Raw genomic sequence first — 18,282 nt, forward strand, 5'->3', positions numbered from 1 at the left:
CGATTGCTATCTTCTCTCACTGTCAGGAGCCCGTCATGTCACAGGACACGGCGTTGGATGCATTCTGCGCTTTCTTCAACAAGCTGGACAATACCTGTACAGGAAAGCTATACGAGGTATATACTGAGGACATTATTTTCAGCGACCCGCTTCACAGCGTTGAAGGCCGGGAGGTGTTAGAGCGTTATTTTGCAGGCATGTACGCAAACGTCAGCGAATGCCGGTTCCATTATCATCAGCGTTTTCGCCAGGGTGAAAACGCCTTTGTTACCTGGACCATGCATTTTGCCCACCCCAAACTGGCCGGGGGTAAGTGCATTAGTGTCGAAGGCTGTTCGCACCTGACCTTTGCCGATGATGGCCGGGTGAAGCGGCATCGGGATTATTTTGATGCCGGTGCCATGCTATATGAGAACGTGCCTGTTCTTGGTCGCCTGATACGCTTACTGAAACACCGCGCGGGATAACCACACCGCGCCATTAAGGAGAGAGCAATGAGCCGATGGCCAACCTCACAACGCATCTGGTTGACCGGTGCGACATCTGGTATTGGTGAAGCCGTTGCCAATCAACTATTGGATGAAGGCCATCAGGTGGTGCTCAGCGCACGCAACGCCGAAAAGCTGGCGACTTTTTGTGGCGGACGCTCTAACGCCATTGCGCTTCCCTTGGATATCAGTGACCACGAGGCCGTTCTGGCCGCGGCCCAACAGATTGAATTCACTCTTGGCGCGCTGGATATCGTCATCTTGAATGCCGGTACCTGCGAGTACCTGGACGCCCGTCATTTTGATATGGAACTGGTCAAGCGCGTATTTGACGCCAACCTTTACGGCACACTTTATTGCGTAGAAGCTGCACTGCCGCTGCTGCGCACCGCACGTAAGGAAGGCCGTAATGTGCTGCTCGCGGCAACCTCAAGTGCTTCTGCTTATCTTCCGCTTCCCAGAGCCGAAGCCTACGGCGCCTCCAAAGCGGCGATCAGTTATTTTCTTGAGTCGTTACGCCTGGGGCTGGATCAGGAAGGTATCCGCGTCAGCCTGATCCATCCCGGCTTTGTCAAAACACCGCTCACCGATCAGAACGACTTTCCGATGCCTATGCGGATTAGCGCAGAAAAGGCTGCCAGCGCCCTGCTTGACGGCCTTGCCAAAGGCAAGCTGGATGTTCACTTTCCGCGTCGCTTTACCTATATGGTTAAGCTGCTCGGTATTCTGCCTCCCCGCCTACGCCATGCCATTGGTCTGCGTATGACCCGTTCGCAAGGAGAGTCGTCATGACCGCGACGTCATCTCTTCAGGCTTCTCAACGCATTGCCGTCATCGGCAGCGGCATCAGCGGCATGTCCGCTGCCTGGTATCTTTCCGCGCAGCACGAAGTGACGCTGTTTGAATCCAGCGGGCGCCTGGGCGGCCATACGGCCACTATCGACGTGGAGATCCCAGGCAAGAGCGGGCCGGAAAACTACGCGATTGATACCGGTTTCATTGTCTTCAATGACTGGACCTATCCACATTTTCAGCGCCTGCTGGAAACCCTGGGTGTCCCCGCTCAGCCTACCGAGATGAGCTTTTCGGTACACGAAACCGAAATAGACTTCGAATATAACGGCCATACGCTGGGGTCACTGTTTGCCCAGCGCCGAAACCTGCTGCGCCCGGCGTTTTACCGGCTACTGCGCAACATCATGCGTTTTAACCGAGAGGCAACCCGAGACCTTGACAGTGAGCGCCTGCCAGAGGCCATGACGTTAGGTGAATACCTCGACCAGCAGGGCTACGACGATGCCTTTCAACGCCGCTACCTGCTGCCCATGGGCGCTGCCATCTGGTCGGCCAGTATCAGTGATCTGCGTGGGTTTCCGTTGACCTTTTTTGTGCGTTTCTTCCGCAACCATGGGCTGCTTTCGGTCAATCACCGCCCCCAGTGGTACACCCTGATTGGCGGATCACGACAATATATCCCGGCCCTGACGGCTCCCTACGCCTCGCGCATTCGTTTGAACACTCCCGTCACCGCGATTCAGCGTGACACCGCCGGTGTGACCTTGACCACCGCTGACGGCGACGAACGTTTTGATCAAGTAGTGTTGGCTTGCCATAGTGACCAGGCGCTGGCCATGTTAAGTGATGCCAGCGACGCCGAGCGCAATGTACTCGGCGCCATGGCGTATCAGGATAACGACGTGGTGCTACACACCGATACGCGTTTGCTGCCGCGCCGCCGCCGCGCCTGGGCCAGCTGGAATTACCGGCTTGATCAACGTGATGCCGGAGAGCGGGTTTCGGTCACCTACGATATGAATATTCTTCAGTGCCTGACATCCGACACGACCTTCTGTGTCACCCTGAATGACACTGACAGCATCGACCCGGACAAAATACTCGGGCGTTTTACCTATGCGCATCCGCAGTTCACCCTGGCTGGCTATGCCGCTCAGCAACGCCACGCGGATATTTCAGGTGTGAATCGCACCCATTTCTGCGGCGCCTATTGGCGTAACGGCTTTCACGAGGATGGGGTATGGAGCGCGCTGCGGGTAGCGAGAGCCCTGGGCTGCGATGAAGCCGCCGCGCCTCCCACGCCACCGGACGCCTTGCCCGCTCATGACCTGATGCCGTCATCAACCGTCGGCGAGGGGTTAGGATGAAGGCTTCAACCAGCATGACTGCTTCCCCGGTTCGTTCGCGCATCTATCGTGGCACCCTACGCCACCGCCGCTTTACGCCGCGTGAGCACCATTTCAGCTACCAGGTATGGATGGCCTACCTGGACCTGGATGAGCTGCCGACGCTGTTTGATAACGTGCCCGGCTTTAGTGCTCGCCGCCGGGCGCTGGCCTGCTTTCGTCGTGAAGACTATCTGGCCCCCACTGACCTGCCACTCAAGGAAGCCGTACGTCAGGAACTGGCCCGTCAGCTCGGCGAAGCGCCTAAAGGGCGAATTTGCATTCTCACCCAGTTGCGCACCCTGGGCAGTGTGTTTAACCCGATTTCGCTGTACTACGCCTTTGACCAGCACGACCAGTTGACTGCCGTGCTGGGTGAAGTCACTAACATGCCCTGGCGGGAACGCACCGCTTACGCCTGTCGTGTGAGTCCTGATCGCCACAGCCATGGCGCAATGTTTGCCAAGGATATGCACGTCTCGCCGTTCAACCCCATGAACATGACCTATCGCTGGCGCTTCAATACGCCCAACGACAAGCTCCTGTTGCACATGGAGAACTGGCATGACGATCCGGCACCCGATGCGCCAAAACGCCAGTTTGATGCCACCCTGATGCTGGAAGCCGCACCCGCGACCCGCCGTGTACTGCTCTCGACACTTGCCCGTCAGCCCTTTATAAGCCTGAAAACCGTGGCCGGCATCCATTTCGAAGCGTTGCGCCTCTGGCTCAAACGCGTACCGATTTTTGACCATCCGCAACGCAAGGAGACGCCGCAATGACTCGTTTGCAATCGTCACGTTCAGCCACCAACAATATTGTTTCGACTGCGTCCCTGACGGCTCCGTCCGAGTCTACCAAGGCACACGATGACGTACCGCAAATGCCAGCCGCTGACCGTCTGACGCGTTGGCTTAAGCCACGTTTAATCAAGCAGTTGGATGCCATGCAGGGTGGGAAGATCACCCTGATTGATGGCACTCATTCCCACCACCTTGGCCAGGGCGGGCCGCTTCAGGTCACCGTAGTGGTTCGCCATCCACGTGCCTGGAAACGTCTGGCCTTTGGCGGCACCGTGGGCGCGGCAGAATCCTACATGGACCAAGACTGGGATGCCGACGATCTGGTGGCGCTGATACGGCTATTTGCGATCAACCTGGATCAGGTCAACAGCCAGATGGAAAACGGCAGCGCACGATTTACCCGCTGGCTGCTTAACCTGGCCTATCGCTTTCAGCGCAATAGTGTCTCAGGATCAAAACGCAATATTGCCGCCCACTACGACATTGGTAATGACCTGTTTTCCACGTTTCTGGATCAGGCTCACTGGATGTATTCCAGCGCGGTCTTCCCGCACCCGGACGCAAGCCTGGAAGAAGCCTCGACGTACAAACTTGACCTGATGCTCGAAAAGCTCGACGTTCAGCCGCACCATCACCTGCTGGAAATTGGCACTGGCTGGGGCGGGCTTGCGATTCACGCCGCCAAGACGCGTGGCTGCCGGGTGACGACCACGACCATTTCGGAAGAGCAGTACGCCCATACCGCCGCCCGTGTCAAAGAAGAAGGTCTGGAACAGCAGATCACCCTGCTCAAGCAGGATTATCGTGAATTGTCGGGCACCTATGACCGGGTGATCTCCGTTGAAATGATTGAGGCGGTGGGCCACCAGTATCTGGATACCTACCTGGCCAAGATTGACAGCCTGCTGAACAATGAAGGCCAGGCCATGCTGCAGGCCATCACGATTCGTGATCAGCGTTTTGAGTCGGCCAAGCGGGATATGGACTTTATCAAGCGCTACATCTTCCCTGGCGGCTTTCTGCCCTCCCACCATGCCATGCTGTCCAGCGTGATGCGCAAGACATCGCTCAACATGGTGGCGCTGGATGAAATTGGCCAGCATTACGCCCGCACACTGCGCGAGTGGCGTCATCGCTTTGAGGCCAGTCTGGAAACCGTGCGTTCCCAAGGGTACGACGAACGCTTTATCCGTATGTGGCGCTATTACCTGTGTTATTGCGAAGGTGGCTTCATCGAGCGTTCAATCGGCACCTGCCACCTGGTGCTGGCCAAGCCACAGGCCAAACCGACGCCGTTAACCGGTGCACTCTAAACATGGCGACGACACCACGATGGCCTAAGCTGCTGTTTAATATTATCGGTTTCGAGGCAGGCTGGTTACTGTGTGTGCTGGGCGGTTCCTGGGTCGCGCTGGCCACTGGCCTGCTGCTGATCGGTGGGCATCTGCGTTTTATTGCCAGTGCCGGAGAATGGCGTTTGCTGGCTGGATTTGCCGCACTTGGCCTGGTGCTGGACGGTAGCCTGGCGCTGCTGGGTGGTTTTGATTTCAGCAGCCATACTCAGATATTGGGGCTGCTGCCGCTGTGGCTATGGATGCTGTGGCCACTATTTGCCACCTTGCTCAGGCATTCACTGGCATGGTTGTGGCGCTTTCCATGGCTGGCGGCCGTCGGCGGCGCGATCAGTGGGCCGCTTTCCTATTATGGAGGAGGTCTGCTCGCCGATGTTCCTCTGGCGCCTTGGCTGCTCCCTGTTCAAGCCCTGATCTGGGGGACCTTATGCTACCTGCTAGCCCGCAACGCGACGCGGCTTGGGCTGGTGGAGCATAGAGCATTAGCGGATTAACGGGTTAGCGATTTCATCTATGAAGGCTGGTGGGCAACGACCGGTGCTATCTTGCCGTTACTGCTGCCGGTCACGTTGTTACTTACCCATTGTGCTTCCAGCTCTACGGCAGGCAATGGGCGGGCAAAATAGAACCCTTGAACCGCATCACAGCCGATATCAACAAGAAAACGGCATTGCTCTAGGGTTTCTACCCCTTCGGCAATCACATCAAGCCCCATCCCCTCTGCCATGGCCAGCACAGCTTTGACAATGGCCGCATCGACGGTACTTTCGGGCAGCTCCCGAATAAAGGCGCGATCCAGCTTAACCTTGTCCACCGGCAAGCGCTTGAGATAAGCCAGCGATGAATAGCCCGTTCCAAAGTCATCAATGGCAATGGGAAAGCCCTGTTCACGCAGCGATTGCAGACGCGGGCCCATATCCCCGGCACGCTCATCCAGAAGCACCGACTCGGTCAGCTCAAGGCCCAACTGCGAGGCTTTTAAAGCATAGCGCTGCAAGCTACTTACCAGCTGGCTTTCCAGGTCACCGTGAAAGAGCTGTAGCGCTGAAATATTGATCCACACGGTCACCTTGGGCATCGCGCTGTTCTGCCAATGCGCCTGCTGTGCACAGGCTTTCTCGATCACCCAGCTGCCCAGCTCGGACATTAACCCGTGTCGCTCAGCCAGGGGAATAAAGTCGCCCGGAGAGATCATGCCGTCGCGAGGGTGGCGCCAGCGTAGTAACGCCTCCATACCGATCAATTCGCCGGTCGCAGGATGGTGCTGGGTCTGATAATGCAGCTCAAGCTGGTCACCTGACACCAGCGCCGCGCGCAAATCGCTGACCATCGCCAACTGGGGGTTGTCCTGCTTATCCAGCGCAGGACGAAAACGCATGCTGTTGTTTCGCCCCAGGCGTTTAGCGTTATACATGGCGGATTCAAGACGCTGAAACAGCACCCCGGAATCCTTGCCATCTTCAGGCGCACGACAGCTGCCAATGGTTAGCCCTAACCGCAGGGACTGCTCCTTGATTTCAAACGGGCGGCTCATGTGATCACGCAGCCCGGCAATCCACGCGTCGTGATCATCAAAAGTAGTGGTGCGGATAATCATGAATTCATCACCGCCGAGACGGCCGACAACGCTGCCTGCAACGTGGCTGGCAAGGCGTTGGGCAAAACGCGCCAGCAAGCGGTCCCCTTGCTCAACGCCTAGGGCATCGTTGATGACTTTTAAGCCATCGATATCCATCAGGGCGATATCCAGGCTTTCTCCGGCACGCAAATGACGCAGCCGCGACGCCATTAAATCATGCAGGCGACGACGATTCGGCAAGCCAGTCAGCGGGTCTTCGTAACCAATGCGGCGCAGATCCTGCTCACGGGCTTTCTGGGCGGAAATGTCAGTAAACAGACTGATGTAGTGAGTAATTTCACCGCGCTTGTTGGTGACCGCACGCACTTTCAGCCATTCAGGATATTCATCACCGTGTTTACGGCGGTTCCACATTTCGCCTTCCCAGCGCCCGGTGCTCTGCAAAGTGCTCCAGAAGGTTTGGTAAAAGGCTTTATCGTGGCGCGGTGCGGCCAGGGTTTCCAGTTTCAGCCCCACCATCTCATGGCTTTCAAACCCGGTAATTTCGGTGAATGCCGGGTTAACCGCCAGCACGCGATTTTTGGCATCGCTGATGGCCACCGCATCAGCCGTCAGGGTCACGACATCCTGCGAAAGGCGCATCTGTTCGCGTTGATGACGCACCTGACGCCAGGCATCACCAACACCCAGGGCCACAGCGCTCGCTGCCACCATGCGCAGCAGTGCATCCGGCACCCAGATGCAGGCAGGCAGTGCAATCAGCGCCACCCATATCAGCGGGCGATTCAAAGAAACAGTTGGCCACATAGATTAAGCGTTATTCCCCATTGATGATGACCCGCGCACAAGAGATATTACGCTCTCTATACTTACACATTTACCGATTTACCGATTTACCGATTTACAGACAGCGATATTAACGGTTATCGGCCGATACAGAAAAAACTGAAATAATGTCTGATATTCACCGCCTGAGGCTGGCCATGACCGGCGTGCTTTTAGGTCAGAAGGCTTTGCCTGGCGTTGCGCAGCTGACAATCTTGCACTCGGCCTCGCCGATGTTACGAAAGCGGTGAGGAATACTGGTTTTGAAGTAATACGACTCGCCTGGCCCCAGCTGCCGCACAGAGGAGCCCACCGTCAGTTCGATTTCCCCCTCAAGTACGACACCGGCTTCTTCGCCGTAATGAGAAATCATTTCATTACCGGTATCCGTTCCCGGTGGGTAATGTTCAATCAAAAACGCCAGCCCCCGATTCGGCCGGTTGGCGCCCACCAGTTGCAACGTAATATCACCGGAACCAATATCCACCAACTCATCAGGCGAATAGAAAATCTGCTCCTGATTATCGAGATCCATCGTAAAAAAATCCCCAACGCTGATCGCAAAAGCGTTAAGAATTTTCTTTAGAGAGCTGACAGACGGGCTTACTTTTCCCTGTTCAATCAGCGACAAACTGGAGTGGGTGACCCCACACTGCTTTGCCAGCTCACGCTGCGAAATGCCACGCAGCTTGCGCAAGGAGCGCAGCCGCGCACCTACGTCATCCGTCATGCCTGATTAACTCCCGATTAGTGTGACAAACGAGGGGCTTTATAAAGACTGCTGTCCAAGAATAAAGCGGGGCTTATCATAGCGCAAAAAAAGCCCCACCGTGGTGGGACATAAACGGTGGGGCAAGCTCTCAATCTGGAGATTTTCAATAGAGATAACAAATCAGGCTTTGGCAGCTACCAGCCCGGGGTTGGTTTCCTCGGTGTCTACCTCATCTTCATAGGCAATCCGGAAACCGGTAAAGCCATAAAGAAGCGCAAACAGCGGGCTTAACAATGCCAGGAAGGCATAGGGCGCATAGCTGAAGGCGCTGACCCCCAGGGTGGCAAACATGAAGGCGCCACAGGTATTCCAGGGCACCAGCGGTGATGTCATGGTGCCAGCATCTTCTACCGTGCGGGACAGGTTTTTCAGTTTGAGCGAGCGACGCTTGTACTCGCCAGCATACATGCGGGCAGGCAGAATAATGCTCAGGTATTGGTCGCAACCCACCACATTCGCCGTCATCGCCGTTGCTACCGTGGTCGCAATCAGGCTGCCGGTGGTCTTGGCCAGCTTAAGCAGGCTTTCGACGATGGTGCGGAAGAACCCGGCAGACTCAAGAATCCCGCCAAAACACATCGCAATGATAATCAGTGAAACGGTCCACATCATGGCGCTAACGCCACCATTGGTCAGTAGATCATCAACGGTGACATTACCCGTGTTGACGGCGTAGCCTTCTACGAAAATAGTGAAGCTGTCCTCCAGCGGGACTCCCTGAATCACAATCGCGCAGATAATCCCCATTAACGAACCAACCGCAAGCGCCGGAATCGCGGGCACTTTCTTGACCATCATGACAATCACCGCGGCTGGCACCAGCAGCAGAAACGGGCTGATGATAAACAAGTCGTTCAAGCTGTTCTGCAGCTCAGCCACCTGCATCGCGCCATCGCCAGACGGCGTCATGTTAAAGCCGATAATGGTGTAAAGCACCAGAGACACCGCAATTGCAGGCACCGTGGTGTAGAGCATATAACGAATATGTTCGAACAGGTCGACACCGACGACACCAGATGCCATGTTGGTGGTTTCGGAAAGTGGCGAAATCTTGTCGCCAAAATAGACGCCGGAAATCACCGCACCGGCCACCATGCCCGAGTTAAGACCCAGACCTTCCCCGACCCCCATCAAGGCGATACCGATGGTACCTGCTGCCGTCCAGGCGTTACCGCCCGCCAGCGAAACAAGGCAGCAGATCAGACAGGCCGCGACCAGAAAGTAATCCGGCGTCAGAATGCCCAGGCCGTAATAGATCATGGTCGGCACAATTCCACCGGCAATCCAGTAGCCGATGATGGTGCCGATAATCAGCAGAATCACGATCGCCTGAATGGTCAGGCCAATGGAGCGCATCATTCCCGCTTCAAGTTGTTTCCAGCGGCTGCCGGTCGCAATGGCCACACCGGTCGCAACGATAGCACTCAGAAATAAGGGTAAATGCGGGTCGGTTCCGAAATAGCCGATAAATACGCCTAAAGACGCCACCATGAACAGAATCGGAATCATGGTTGCCTTAAGGCTTGGGCGGGGTGTTTCCTGATCTTCTTTAGCCGTGTTGTCAGTTGACATAAGGTCCTCACTCAGCATTTGCTTGTTATTGAAGTTGTTTATCAACGGTTTGAATTACCGTTGTGAAGCTCATCGTGTTGCTCGTTTTTGAAATCGTTATTAGCGCCGTTGTCGTTCAACAGGTTTTCAGGCCCGGACTTTCAGATATGAGTTTTCAGACTTGGGCTTTCAGGCCTCGACCTTCAGGCATGGGGCGTCTACTGCCAGGCGTCGCTGCGTTTGCTGCAACACCTGGCGATATCAATGCATCAAAGGAACAAAGCGTGGGTTCAGGAAGCGCTTCCTGGCCACACGCCTTGGTGGATTACACGTTCAGCGACATCCAAACGGTTTTCACTTCGCAGTATTTTTCCTGCGCGTGAAACGATTTATCGCGCCCATTGCCCGACTGCTTCACGCCACCAAAGGGCACTGTCTGGTCAACACCGGCCCAGTTATTCACGAAGACCTGGCCGGACTGCAGGCGCCGGGAAACCCGCATGATGCGGTCAACTCCCTGACTCCACACGCCTGCGGCCAAGCCGTAGTCGCTGTCATTGGCCAGTGCAATCGCCTGCTCTTCCGTGTCGAACCCGAAAACACTGAGTACCGGCCCGAAAATTTCCTCGCGGCCAATACACATCTCGGGGGTCACGTCATCAAATACCGTGGGTGACAGAAAGTACCCCTTGGAGGTACTGGGTTCGCCGCCCATTTTCAGGGTGGCGCCTTCGCTTACCCCCTGGCGGATGTAGTCAAGCACCCGCTGGTACTGTGTCTCATCTACCATGGCGCCCATAAAGCTATTGGGGTCGAGGGGGTCGCCGGGCTGCATCTGTTCGGCGGCTTTCACTACGCGAGCGACAAAGTCCTCACGAATGCTGTTTTCCACCAGCAGGCGCGAACCGGCAATGCAGACTTCGCCCTGATTATGGAAAATCGCCTCGGCAGCGCTTTGCGCCACATCATCCAGCTGCTGGCAATCAGCGAACACGATGTTGGGACTTTTGCCGCCACATTCAAGAAACACGCGTTTAAGGTTGGACTGGCCAGCGTACTGCATCAGCTGTTTACCCACGCCGGTGGAACCGGTAAAGGCCAGACAATCGACCTGCATGGAAAGCGCAAGAGCCTTACCCACGGTGTGACCAAAGCCTGGCAGCACCTGAAAGACACCCTTGGGAATACCCGCTTCCTGGGCCAGTTGCGCCAGGCGCAGCGCAGACAGCGGCGATTTTTCCGACGGTTTGAGAATGACGCTGTTACCCGCCGCCAGCGCCGGTGCGATTTTCCATGAGGTCATCATCAGCGGGAAATTCCACGGCACAATGGCAGCGACAACCCCCATCGGCTCACGTAACACCAACCCCAATGCGTTTTCACCGGTCGGCGCGACTTCACCGTAAAGCTTATCGATACATTCGGCCTGATAGCGCAAGCAGGCCACCGTTCCCGCCAGATCACCCAGCGAGCTGGAAATCGGTTTCCCCATGTCCAACGTATCCAGCAGCGCCAGTTCGTTGCGGTGCGTGTTGACCAGCTCGGCCAGACGCAGTAACACACGCTTACGCTTGCTTGGATGGCAACGCGACCAGGCACCACCTTCGAAGGCAGCGCGCGCTGCTTGCGTCGCCCGCTCGGCATCCATCGCATCACAGCTGGCCACTTCAGCCAGGGTTTCCCCCGTGGCCGGGTTAATGCTGGTCAGGGTGTCGCCACTGATGGCGGGTACAAACTCACCATCCACAAAGGCGCGTGTTTCAAAGCTCAGTGTCGCGGCTAGCACCTGCCAATCGGCCAGGTTTTTTGGGTTATCCGTCGTCATCAAGCACTCTCCATCGTCGGTGTGACCGCCAGCTGTTCGGCGGTTTTGTCCAGGGCTAAACGTGCTTTACTCACCAGCTCGTCGATTTCGCTGCGCGTGATGATCAAAGGCGGCGACATCACCATGGTGTCGCCAACCGAGCGCATGACCAGGCCGCTTTCAAAGCACAGATCCCTGCATAGATTGCCCGCAGAGAGCGATTTTTCGAACCTCTCCCCCGTTGTCTTGTTGGCCACCAGCTCCAGCGCACCAATCAAGCCCAGTGAGCGGGCTTCACCCACAATCGGGTGTTCTGCCAGTTCCTGCCAGCGCTTGGCCAGATACGGCCCAAGCTCATCCCGCACCTTCTCTACCACGCCTTCACTTTCCAATAGCTCCAGGTTCTTCAGCGCGACAGCCGCACAGGCCGGGTGACCGGAATAGGTAAAGCCATGGAAGAACTCGCCGCCATCGTCAATCAGCGTATCCGCCACGCGGTCGCCAACCAGCACGCCGCCAATCGGCAGATAGCCTGATGACAAGCCTTTGGCAATCGGCATCAGGTCAGGTTTTAATCCATAATGCGTGCTGCCAAACCAATCGCCCAGACGGCCGAAACCGCATATCACTTCGTCGGCAATCAGCAGGATGTCGTACCTGGCCAGCACCTCTTTTACTGCAGGCCAATAGCTGTCTGGCGGAATGATCGCTCCCCCAGCCCCCTGAACGGGTTCGGCGATAAAGGCGGCCACTTTGTCTTCCCCCAGCGCCAGAATCCTGTCTTCCAATGCCTGGGCACACTGCCTGCCAAACGCTTCCTGACTCATATCGCGCCCTTCACCGAACCAGTACGGTTGGCAGATATGCGCAATTCCCGGCACGCAGGGCCCGCCCTGATCATGCATCGGCGCCATACCGCCCAGGCTCATGCCTGCAACGGTAGAACCGTGATAGCCATTTTCACGTGAAATGATCCACTGCTTTTCCGGCTTACCCTTGATCGCCCAATACCGGCGCACCATGCGCAGTACCGTATCGTTGGCCTCAGAACCGGAGCCCGTGAAGAACACATGATTGATATGTTCGGGTGCCAACTCACTCAGCTTGGCGGCCAGTTTCACGGCGGGAGGATGGGTGGTTTTGAAAAAGTTATTGTAGTACGGCAATTGCTGCATCTGCTCGGTAGCCGCATCGACCAGTTCCTGACGCCCGTAACCCAGGTTGACGCACCAAAGCCCGGCCATCCCGTCAAGAATACGGTTGCCCTCGCTGTCATGAATATAAACGCCGTCGGCGTGGGTAATGATGCGCGAGCCCTCTTCGCCCAGCGATTTAAAATCGGTAAACGGGTGAAGATGGTGCTGGCGGTCCAGCGCTTGATAATCCTGGGTTTGCATAACTCAGCTCCTGATCAGATCGTTGGACACGCTTTCAGCAAGCGGCTAGTGAGGTGTCACGGGGGACGCAATGCTGGCGACATGCCATGGCAAAGCCCTGAAAAATGGCGTCGTAGAAGGGGTGTTCTTTGGGGCGCCATTCCGGATGCCACTGCACCGCCAACGCAAAGGCAGAAGCATCGCGTACGGAAACCGCTTCGACCAGCCCATCCGGCGCCCAGGCTTCGGCTTCAAGGCCGGGTGCCAGTTGGTCAATCCCCTGCTGATGGAGTGAATTCACCTCAAGATACTCACCGCTATACAGCGCTGCCAACACACCCTCCGGGCGAAGTGTCACTGTATGCGAAGGCGCGTAATGTCCCGCCATGTCATCTGCCGGCGGTTCGCGGTGATCCAGCATGCCCGGCAGCGTCTGCACGGCTTGATGCAGCGTGCCACCCAAGGCCACATTCATTTCCTGAAAACCGCGGCAAATGCCCAATAAAGGCAACCCCTGGCGCACGGCCTCATGCACCCAGCTAAGCGCTTCATCATCGCGGCGACGATCATCGCGGGTGTTTTCCGGGGCTCGCTCAGCGCCATAGCGGTCCGGCGAAACGTTGGTGTAGCTGCCGGTCAGCATCAACCCATCCAGGCGGCCCAACAGAGCAGCAGCCTGCTCGGCACGTGCTTCAGGCGTCAGCATATCGGCCGCCAGCACAGGAAGAATCACCGGCGTAATGCCGTAGTGGTAAAGCGCCTGCAGAAACTTATCCGTCACCATCTGAGCGGGGTGGCCTTCCACGTTCCGGCAACAGGCAATAACACCTACCATCGGTCTTGAAGGGCCGGGCCGTGAGGAATCAGGCCGCGAGGAATCAGGCCGCGAGGAATCGAGCCGTGAAAAATCAGGCCGTGAAGAATTAATGGCTTGCATGATAAATACACTTTGTCGGTTGTTATGTTTTATTCAACGATGCACTCAACATAGCGCGGCTTGTTTTAATTTCCAAGCCTAAACCGTAATTTTTACAAAAATAACTTATAAGTCATTGTTAAAAATGAAAATAAAAATTCAATATGAAATTTTCGCCAAAAAAACACGCTATTTTTGTTATTAAATATTTGACACATGCGTCAGGCGAGGCAAGGATACTGTTATCAAAATCACTACCAATGGTTCAGCGCCAGCGATAGATAGCCAACGCTTCATAAGCAGCGGCTCCATAACCAACAATTCATAACCAACACTGTACAAAAACAAGGGTTAACGTATGTCTTCCGCCCAACACGCTCACAACGAAGCTTTAGCCTTTCAGGATCGTCATCCCGACATCACCAGCATTGATCTGTTGATCAGCGACCTGAATGGCGTCATCCGTGGCAAGCGCATTCCCGTCGACAATCTTGGCAAGGTGTTCGAAAAAGGCATCTACCTGCCGGCATCCGTCTTTGCACTGGATATCAACGGCAACACCGTCGAAGAAACCGGGCTGGGGCTTTCCAGCGGTGATGGCGACAGGCTATGCCGCGCGATTCCCGGCACGCTCCACGCCGTTCCCTGGTTGAATAACAAGCACTACGGCCAGGTATTGATGACCATGGAAGAAATGGACGGCACGCCATTTTTTGCCGATCCGCGCCAGATTCTGCAACGCATTCTCGGCCAGCTTTCCATGCTGGGCTTAACGCCGGTGGTTGCACTGGAGCTGGAGTTCTATCTGGTTGACCGGCAACGCTGTGAAGGCAATTTGATCCAGCCACCGAAATCGCCCTGTAGTGGTGAACGTGCCACCCAAAGCCAGTTATATTCCGTGCTGGAGCTGGACGAGTACGCCGAGTTTATTGATGACCTGCAAAGTGCCGCCCAGGCGCAGGGGCTGCCGCTGGATACCGTGCTGAAGGAATGCGCGCCCGGTCAGTTTGAAGCCAACCTGATTCACACCGATGATGCCCTGCGCGCCTGCGATCATTCCGTACTGCTCAAGCGGCTGATTAAAGGGGTCGCTTTGCAGCACGGTTTTGAAGCCACCTTCATGGCCAAGCCATACGGCCAGGAAGCCGGAAGCGGCACCCATGTTCATGTCAGTTTGCTGGATGAAAACGGCCAGAATATCTTTTCCGAAAACGGTGACGACCCGCTGGAAAGTATCGCGCTTCAGCATGCGGTTGGCGGGTTGCTGGAACTGATGCCAGACTCCATGGCACTACTCGCCCCCAACCTCAACTCGTTCCGGCGCTTTCAGCAGGGGCTCTACGTGCCCATGGCGCCCACCTGGGGCTATGACAATCGCTCGGTCGCAGTGCGCGTTCCCGCCGGGCCGAAAGAAGCACGGCGTGTGGAACATCGCGTGGCAGGCGCCGATGTTAACCCTTACCTACTGCTGGCTACCGTACTGGCATCGATCCACCATGGCCTGATCAAAGAACGCCAGCCCTCTGACGCCATCATCGGCAACGCCTATGAACAGGTCGATCCTCAGCTGACCAACAGCTGGACCCACGCCCTGCACTTACTCGCCAACAGCCCCGTTCTTGGTGAACAGCTCGGCGAAGATTTTATCCACGTTTTCATCGCCAACCGCCACGCCGAACGCGCCGAAGCCATGCGCGAAGTCAGCGCCATGGAATACGACTGGTACCTGCGCCACGTGTAAGCTTGCAGGTATTGATAAAAGCATTTGATCAAAAAAGAGAGGCTTCTACTGCCTCTCTTTTGCTGTATTCGTTGTGCGAGCCGATGAATTTCCGGCACAATCGCCATCTTCCATTGAGGCTCGGTACCCGTAGGGAGGATTCCCGGCGTAATCCGCCATCGACTAAATCCCCCATAGCGAATATTTAAATGGCGGATTCACGACGCAATCCGCCATTTCTCACATTGGCTCCTCGCTCGCCTAACGGCACAACCACCCTAGCTATGTACTAAACACTAGACCGCCAGCCGATCCCGCATGGCATAGAACCACGCCCCCATGGCGGAAAGTGGCACGCGCAACAACCGCCCACCCGGCATAGGCAGATGTGAAATCTGCGCAAACGCTTCAAAGCGTTCTTCTTCACCGCTAATGGTTTCCGCCACCAGTTTGCCCGCAAGGTGCGAACACGTCACTCCGTGGCCGGAATACCCTTGCGCATAATAGACATTGCGATTGATGCGCCCGAACTGCGGCAAGCGATTAAGCGTCAGCAGGAAGTTACCGCTCCAGGCATAATCAACACGTACATCGTTCAGCTCTGGAAAGGTACTCAGCATTTTAGGCCGAATGGCCGCTTCAATGCTGGCAGACGCCTGCCCGCCATAGTTGACCCCGCCGCCATACAGCAGGCGGTTATCCGCCGTCAGACGATAATAATCCAGCAGATAATTACAGTCCTCTACTGCTTTATTGTTGGGCAACAACCGCGCGGCCACCTCATCAGACAGTGGCTCAGTGGTAATAATCTGGGTGCCACATGGCATCGCCTTGCTTTCCAGCTTGGGTAACAAGCCTTGTAGGTACGCATTACCCGCCATCACGACGCGATTCGCGGTCACCCGCCCGTTGGCCGTATGCAGCGTGACTGGCTCACCATGTTCCAGCCGCGTGACCGGCGAGTGTTCAAAAATCTTGCCACCTAACGACTCAAACGCGGCGGCTTGACCCAACACCAGATTAAGCGGATGCAGGTGACCACCCGAGTGATCCACCAGCGCGCCTACATAGCGCTCACTGTCAATTTCACGCTTGACCTCATCGCCTTCCAGCAACTCCAGCTCATGATGGCCGTAGCGCTCCCACAATGCTTTTTGTTCCTTCAACCCTTCCCACTGTTTTGCATTACAGGCAGCGAACAGGTTGCCCTCTTTGAGATCGCAGTTGATGTCATACTGAGCAATCCGCTGACGAATAATCCGGTTGCCCTCAAATGCCATTGCGCCCAGTGCCCGAGCGGCTTCAGCGCCGTTCTGCTTTTCGATAACATCCATGTCACGGCTATAGCTGTTGACGATTTGCCCACCGTTTCGCCCAGAGGCTCCAAAGCCAATCGCCACACTTTCCAGCACCACGACATTATGGCCACGCTCCGCCAGATGCAGCGCCGCCGAGATGCCGGTAAACCCGGCCCCCACCACGCAAATATCGCACTCGATATCACCGCTAAGCGCTGGCCTTTCTGGTGCTGCATTCGCCGACGCCGCATAGTAAGAGGCCACATGGCCAGAGGATGTTTGAGGCTGCATTCGCCACTCTCCTATCACCTGATTGTTGATTATTTTAACCACTCGATCATATAGAGAGAGATACGCAGGTGCAAGGCAGAGAGGACAGGCTAAGCATGAATCCAGCCAAAATGCTGCGGTCACGCCCCTGTATGCCAAATTGACACACGGGCGAAGCTATCGACCCGTTTAACCTTCCATCATCGTCATCGCGGGGTTTATTCAGATCAGCAAATAGGCAAAACTGTGTCGATTAATGATTTTTTGGCGCAACTCTATGAGACGTACGTTTTCTGACCACCCAGTAAGCGTTGATGATGGCGTTATCTCCTGCCCCTCAACTTTACGGCGTGAAGCGATATTGAGTTTAGACGCCGCCCATGACCCCAAAAGCCAGAGCGGGTTGGCGCAAGCTATTGACCTGATGCTTGAACGTCCAGACGCTGACTGGCAAGGGCTGCTTATCAAGCCAGATGGCAAACAGGCGCTCTCTGGCGCCACCTGGGTAGAAGTGCTCTCAAGTAAAGAAGCCAACCTATGGCTGCCGCACATGGAATGTAACGCTGCGCCAGAGTTACTGAACGCCGCCATTGGCTGGGCAAGCCAGCAAAACCTGAAGGTCGTCAAAACCGTTATTGCACATGATGACCCTGCCACCGCTGCCCTGCTTGAAGAAAGCGGCTTTGCTCAAGTGGTGACCCTGAACTATATGAGCGCCACCACCCAGGCAATACCGAACGCCACCGTAACCCATGCTGAGTTTGTTCACGTAAAAGAGGCAGCCCCTGAACGCCTGGAGGCGATATTTCGCCAAATCGAGCGCAGCTCGCTGGATTGCCCCGAACTCCAGGGAGTTTTGACCACCCAGGAAGCTCTGCAGGGATTCTATCGCCAAGACATTCATGCCCCTGAACAATGGTACCTGGTTCGCTACCAGAAAGAAGATGCCGGATTACTGCTACTCGCCCCGCATCCAGAAGCCAATAACTGGGAACTTATGTATATGGGGCTGGCGCCCACCTGGCGTGGGCATGGCCTAGGGAGGCAAGTGGTCAACGAGGCACTACGCAAAGCAAAAGAAGCCGGGATGAAAGAGGTCATATTAGCGGTAGATCAGCGCAACACCCCAGCCCAGAGGCTGTATGAAAACCATGGGTTTGAAACACGAACCACCTGCGCCGTACATGCCTGGATATCAAAGCAAAGCACCACACCGTCATTCCCGAGTGGGGTTATCGGGAATCCAGTTTGATCTATGCCCGATGATTCACAGTTGCCTGAATCACAATGGATTCCCGCTAAGGGCATGCGGGAATGACAGCTGAGAAAAGGCGTCATTTCCGCCACC

15 protein-coding genes are annotated in these 18,282 nt (G+C 55.9%); 8 read left to right on the forward strand and 7 right to left on the reverse strand.

The genetic code is table 11. The annotated features are described in order from the left end of the window. Positions 1-35 precede the first annotated feature (35 nt). From ACU6TU_RS15320 to ACU6TU_RS15345, 6 genes are all read left to right on the forward strand, one after another. A complete protein-coding gene (locus tag ACU6TU_RS15320; protein WP_447142232.1) occupies positions 36-467 on the forward strand; it encodes a nuclear transport factor 2 family protein in 432 nt (143 codons plus the stop codon). A gap of 27 nt (positions 468-494) precedes the next feature. Next, the gene (locus ACU6TU_RS15325; RefSeq protein ID WP_447142233.1) at positions 495-1,280 is read left to right on the forward strand and encodes an SDR family NAD(P)-dependent oxidoreductase; all 786 of its coding nucleotides are present in this window, start codon (positions 495-497) and stop codon (positions 1,278-1,280) included. Next, a complete protein-coding gene (locus ACU6TU_RS15330; RefSeq protein WP_447142234.1) occupies positions 1,277-2,650 on the forward strand; it encodes an NAD(P)/FAD-dependent oxidoreductase in 1,374 nt (457 codons plus the stop codon). The genes ACU6TU_RS15325 and ACU6TU_RS15330 overlap by 4 nt, the downstream gene beginning before the upstream one ends. A gap of 14 nt (positions 2,651-2,664) precedes the next feature. Beyond that, positions 2,665-3,450: a DUF1365 domain-containing protein gene (locus tag ACU6TU_RS15335; RefSeq protein WP_447144273.1), complete on the forward strand. Its 786-nt coding sequence runs from the start codon at positions 2,665-2,667 to the stop codon at positions 3,448-3,450. Between the two features lie 101 nt (positions 3,451-3,551). Then, positions 3,552-4,784 carry a class I SAM-dependent methyltransferase gene (locus ACU6TU_RS15340; RefSeq protein WP_447144274.1) on the forward strand — a complete coding sequence of 411 codons (1,233 nt, stop codon included), beginning with the start codon at positions 3,552-3,554 and terminating at the stop codon, positions 4,782-4,784. A 2-nt stretch (positions 4,785-4,786) separates the two neighbouring features. Then, on the forward strand, positions 4,787-5,317 hold the full coding sequence (locus tag ACU6TU_RS15345) for a DUF2878 domain-containing protein (RefSeq protein ID WP_447142235.1): 531 nt from the start codon (positions 4,787-4,789) through the stop codon (positions 5,315-5,317). Between the two features lie 17 nt (positions 5,318-5,334). On the opposite strand, the gene ACU6TU_RS15350 is transcribed toward ACU6TU_RS15345, so the two are convergent. The 6 genes from ACU6TU_RS15350 to ACU6TU_RS15375 form a co-directional block, all read right to left on the reverse strand. Then, a complete protein-coding gene (locus ACU6TU_RS15350) occupies positions 5,335-7,209 on the reverse strand; it encodes a putative bifunctional diguanylate cyclase/phosphodiesterase (RefSeq protein WP_447142236.1) in 1,875 nt (624 codons plus the stop codon). Between the two features lie 196 nt (positions 7,210-7,405). Then, positions 7,406-7,957 carry a cupin domain-containing protein gene (locus ACU6TU_RS15355; protein WP_447142237.1) on the reverse strand — a complete coding sequence of 184 codons (552 nt, stop codon included), beginning with the start codon at positions 7,955-7,957 and terminating at the stop codon, positions 7,406-7,408. Between the two features lie 162 nt (positions 7,958-8,119). Continuing rightward, positions 8,120-9,571, reverse strand: a complete 1,452-nt coding sequence (nhaC, locus tag ACU6TU_RS15360; RefSeq protein ID WP_447142238.1) for a Na+/H+ antiporter NhaC — start codon at positions 9,569-9,571, stop codon at positions 8,120-8,122. A 304-nt stretch (positions 9,572-9,875) separates the two neighbouring features. Next, entirely contained in the window at positions 9,876-11,375 is a 1,500-nt protein-coding gene (locus tag ACU6TU_RS15365; protein ID WP_447142239.1) for an aldehyde dehydrogenase, read from the reverse strand. Beyond that, positions 11,375-12,751, reverse strand: coding sequence for an aspartate aminotransferase family protein (locus ACU6TU_RS15370; RefSeq protein ID WP_447142240.1), 1,377 nt, complete (start codon positions 12,749-12,751; stop codon positions 11,375-11,377). The genes ACU6TU_RS15365 and ACU6TU_RS15370 overlap by 1 nt, the downstream gene beginning before the upstream one ends. A 34-nt stretch (positions 12,752-12,785) precedes the next feature. Next, positions 12,786-13,667: a gamma-glutamyl-gamma-aminobutyrate hydrolase family protein gene (locus ACU6TU_RS15375; RefSeq protein WP_447142241.1), complete on the reverse strand. Its 882-nt coding sequence runs from the start codon at positions 13,665-13,667 to the stop codon at positions 12,786-12,788. A gap of 337 nt (positions 13,668-14,004) precedes the next feature. On the opposite strand from ACU6TU_RS15375, the gene ACU6TU_RS15380 reads away from it, so the two are divergent. Then, positions 14,005-15,387, forward strand: coding sequence for a glutamine synthetase family protein (locus ACU6TU_RS15380; protein ID WP_447142242.1), 1,383 nt, complete (start codon positions 14,005-14,007; stop codon positions 15,385-15,387). A gap of 275 nt (positions 15,388-15,662) precedes the next feature. On the opposite strand, the gene ACU6TU_RS15385 is transcribed toward ACU6TU_RS15380, so the two are convergent. Further along, positions 15,663-16,955, reverse strand: coding sequence for an NAD(P)/FAD-dependent oxidoreductase (locus ACU6TU_RS15385; RefSeq protein ID WP_447142243.1), 1,293 nt, complete (start codon positions 16,953-16,955; stop codon positions 15,663-15,665). 256 nt (positions 16,956-17,211) lie between these two features. On the opposite strand from ACU6TU_RS15385, the gene ACU6TU_RS15390 reads away from it, so the two are divergent. Then, positions 17,212-18,186, forward strand: coding sequence for a GNAT family N-acetyltransferase (locus ACU6TU_RS15390; protein WP_447142244.1), 975 nt, complete (start codon positions 17,212-17,214; stop codon positions 18,184-18,186). The last annotated feature ends 96 nt before the right edge of the window (positions 18,187-18,282 follow it).

The organism is Halomonas sp. LS-001 (assembly GCF_052983955.1).

Coding starts and splice junctions, on each gene's coding strand:
- ACU6TU_RS15375 (WP_447142241.1), bottom strand. CDS start 13,667: ATGCAAGCCATTAATTCTTCACGGCCTGATTTTTCACGGCTCGATTCC.
- ACU6TU_RS15335 (WP_447144273.1), top strand. CDS start 2,665: ATGACTGCTTCCCCGGTTCGTTCGCGCATCTATCGTGGCACCCTACGC.
- ACU6TU_RS15325 (WP_447142233.1), top strand. CDS start 495: ATGAGCCGATGGCCAACCTCACAACGCATCTGGTTGACCGGTGCGACA.
- ACU6TU_RS15355 (WP_447142237.1), bottom strand. CDS start 7,957: ATGACGGATGACGTAGGTGCGCGGCTGCGCTCCTTGCGCAAGCTGCGT.
- ACU6TU_RS15370 (WP_447142240.1), bottom strand. CDS start 12,751: ATGCAAACCCAGGATTATCAAGCGCTGGACCGCCAGCACCATCTTCAC.
- ACU6TU_RS15330 (WP_447142234.1), top strand. CDS start 1,277: ATGACCGCGACGTCATCTCTTCAGGCTTCTCAACGCATTGCCGTCATC.
- nhaC (WP_447142238.1), bottom strand. CDS start 9,571: ATGTCAACTGACAACACGGCTAAAGAAGATCAGGAAACACCCCGCCCA.
- ACU6TU_RS15390 (WP_447142244.1), top strand. CDS start 17,212: ATGAGACGTACGTTTTCTGACCACCCAGTAAGCGTTGATGATGGCGTT.
- ACU6TU_RS15365 (WP_447142239.1), bottom strand. CDS start 11,375: ATGACGACGGATAACCCAAAAAACCTGGCCGATTGGCAGGTGCTAGCC.
- ACU6TU_RS15340 (WP_447144274.1), top strand. CDS start 3,552: ATGCCAGCCGCTGACCGTCTGACGCGTTGGCTTAAGCCACGTTTAATC.
- ACU6TU_RS15320 (WP_447142232.1), top strand. CDS start 36: ATGTCACAGGACACGGCGTTGGATGCATTCTGCGCTTTCTTCAACAAG.
- ACU6TU_RS15380 (WP_447142242.1), top strand. CDS start 14,005: ATGTCTTCCGCCCAACACGCTCACAACGAAGCTTTAGCCTTTCAGGAT.
- ACU6TU_RS15345 (WP_447142235.1), top strand. CDS start 4,787: ATGGCGACGACACCACGATGGCCTAAGCTGCTGTTTAATATTATCGGT.
- ACU6TU_RS15350 (WP_447142236.1), bottom strand. CDS start 7,209: ATGTGGCCAACTGTTTCTTTGAATCGCCCGCTGATATGGGTGGCGCTG.
- ACU6TU_RS15385 (WP_447142243.1), bottom strand. CDS start 16,955: ATGCAGCCTCAAACATCCTCTGGCCATGTGGCCTCTTACTATGCGGCG.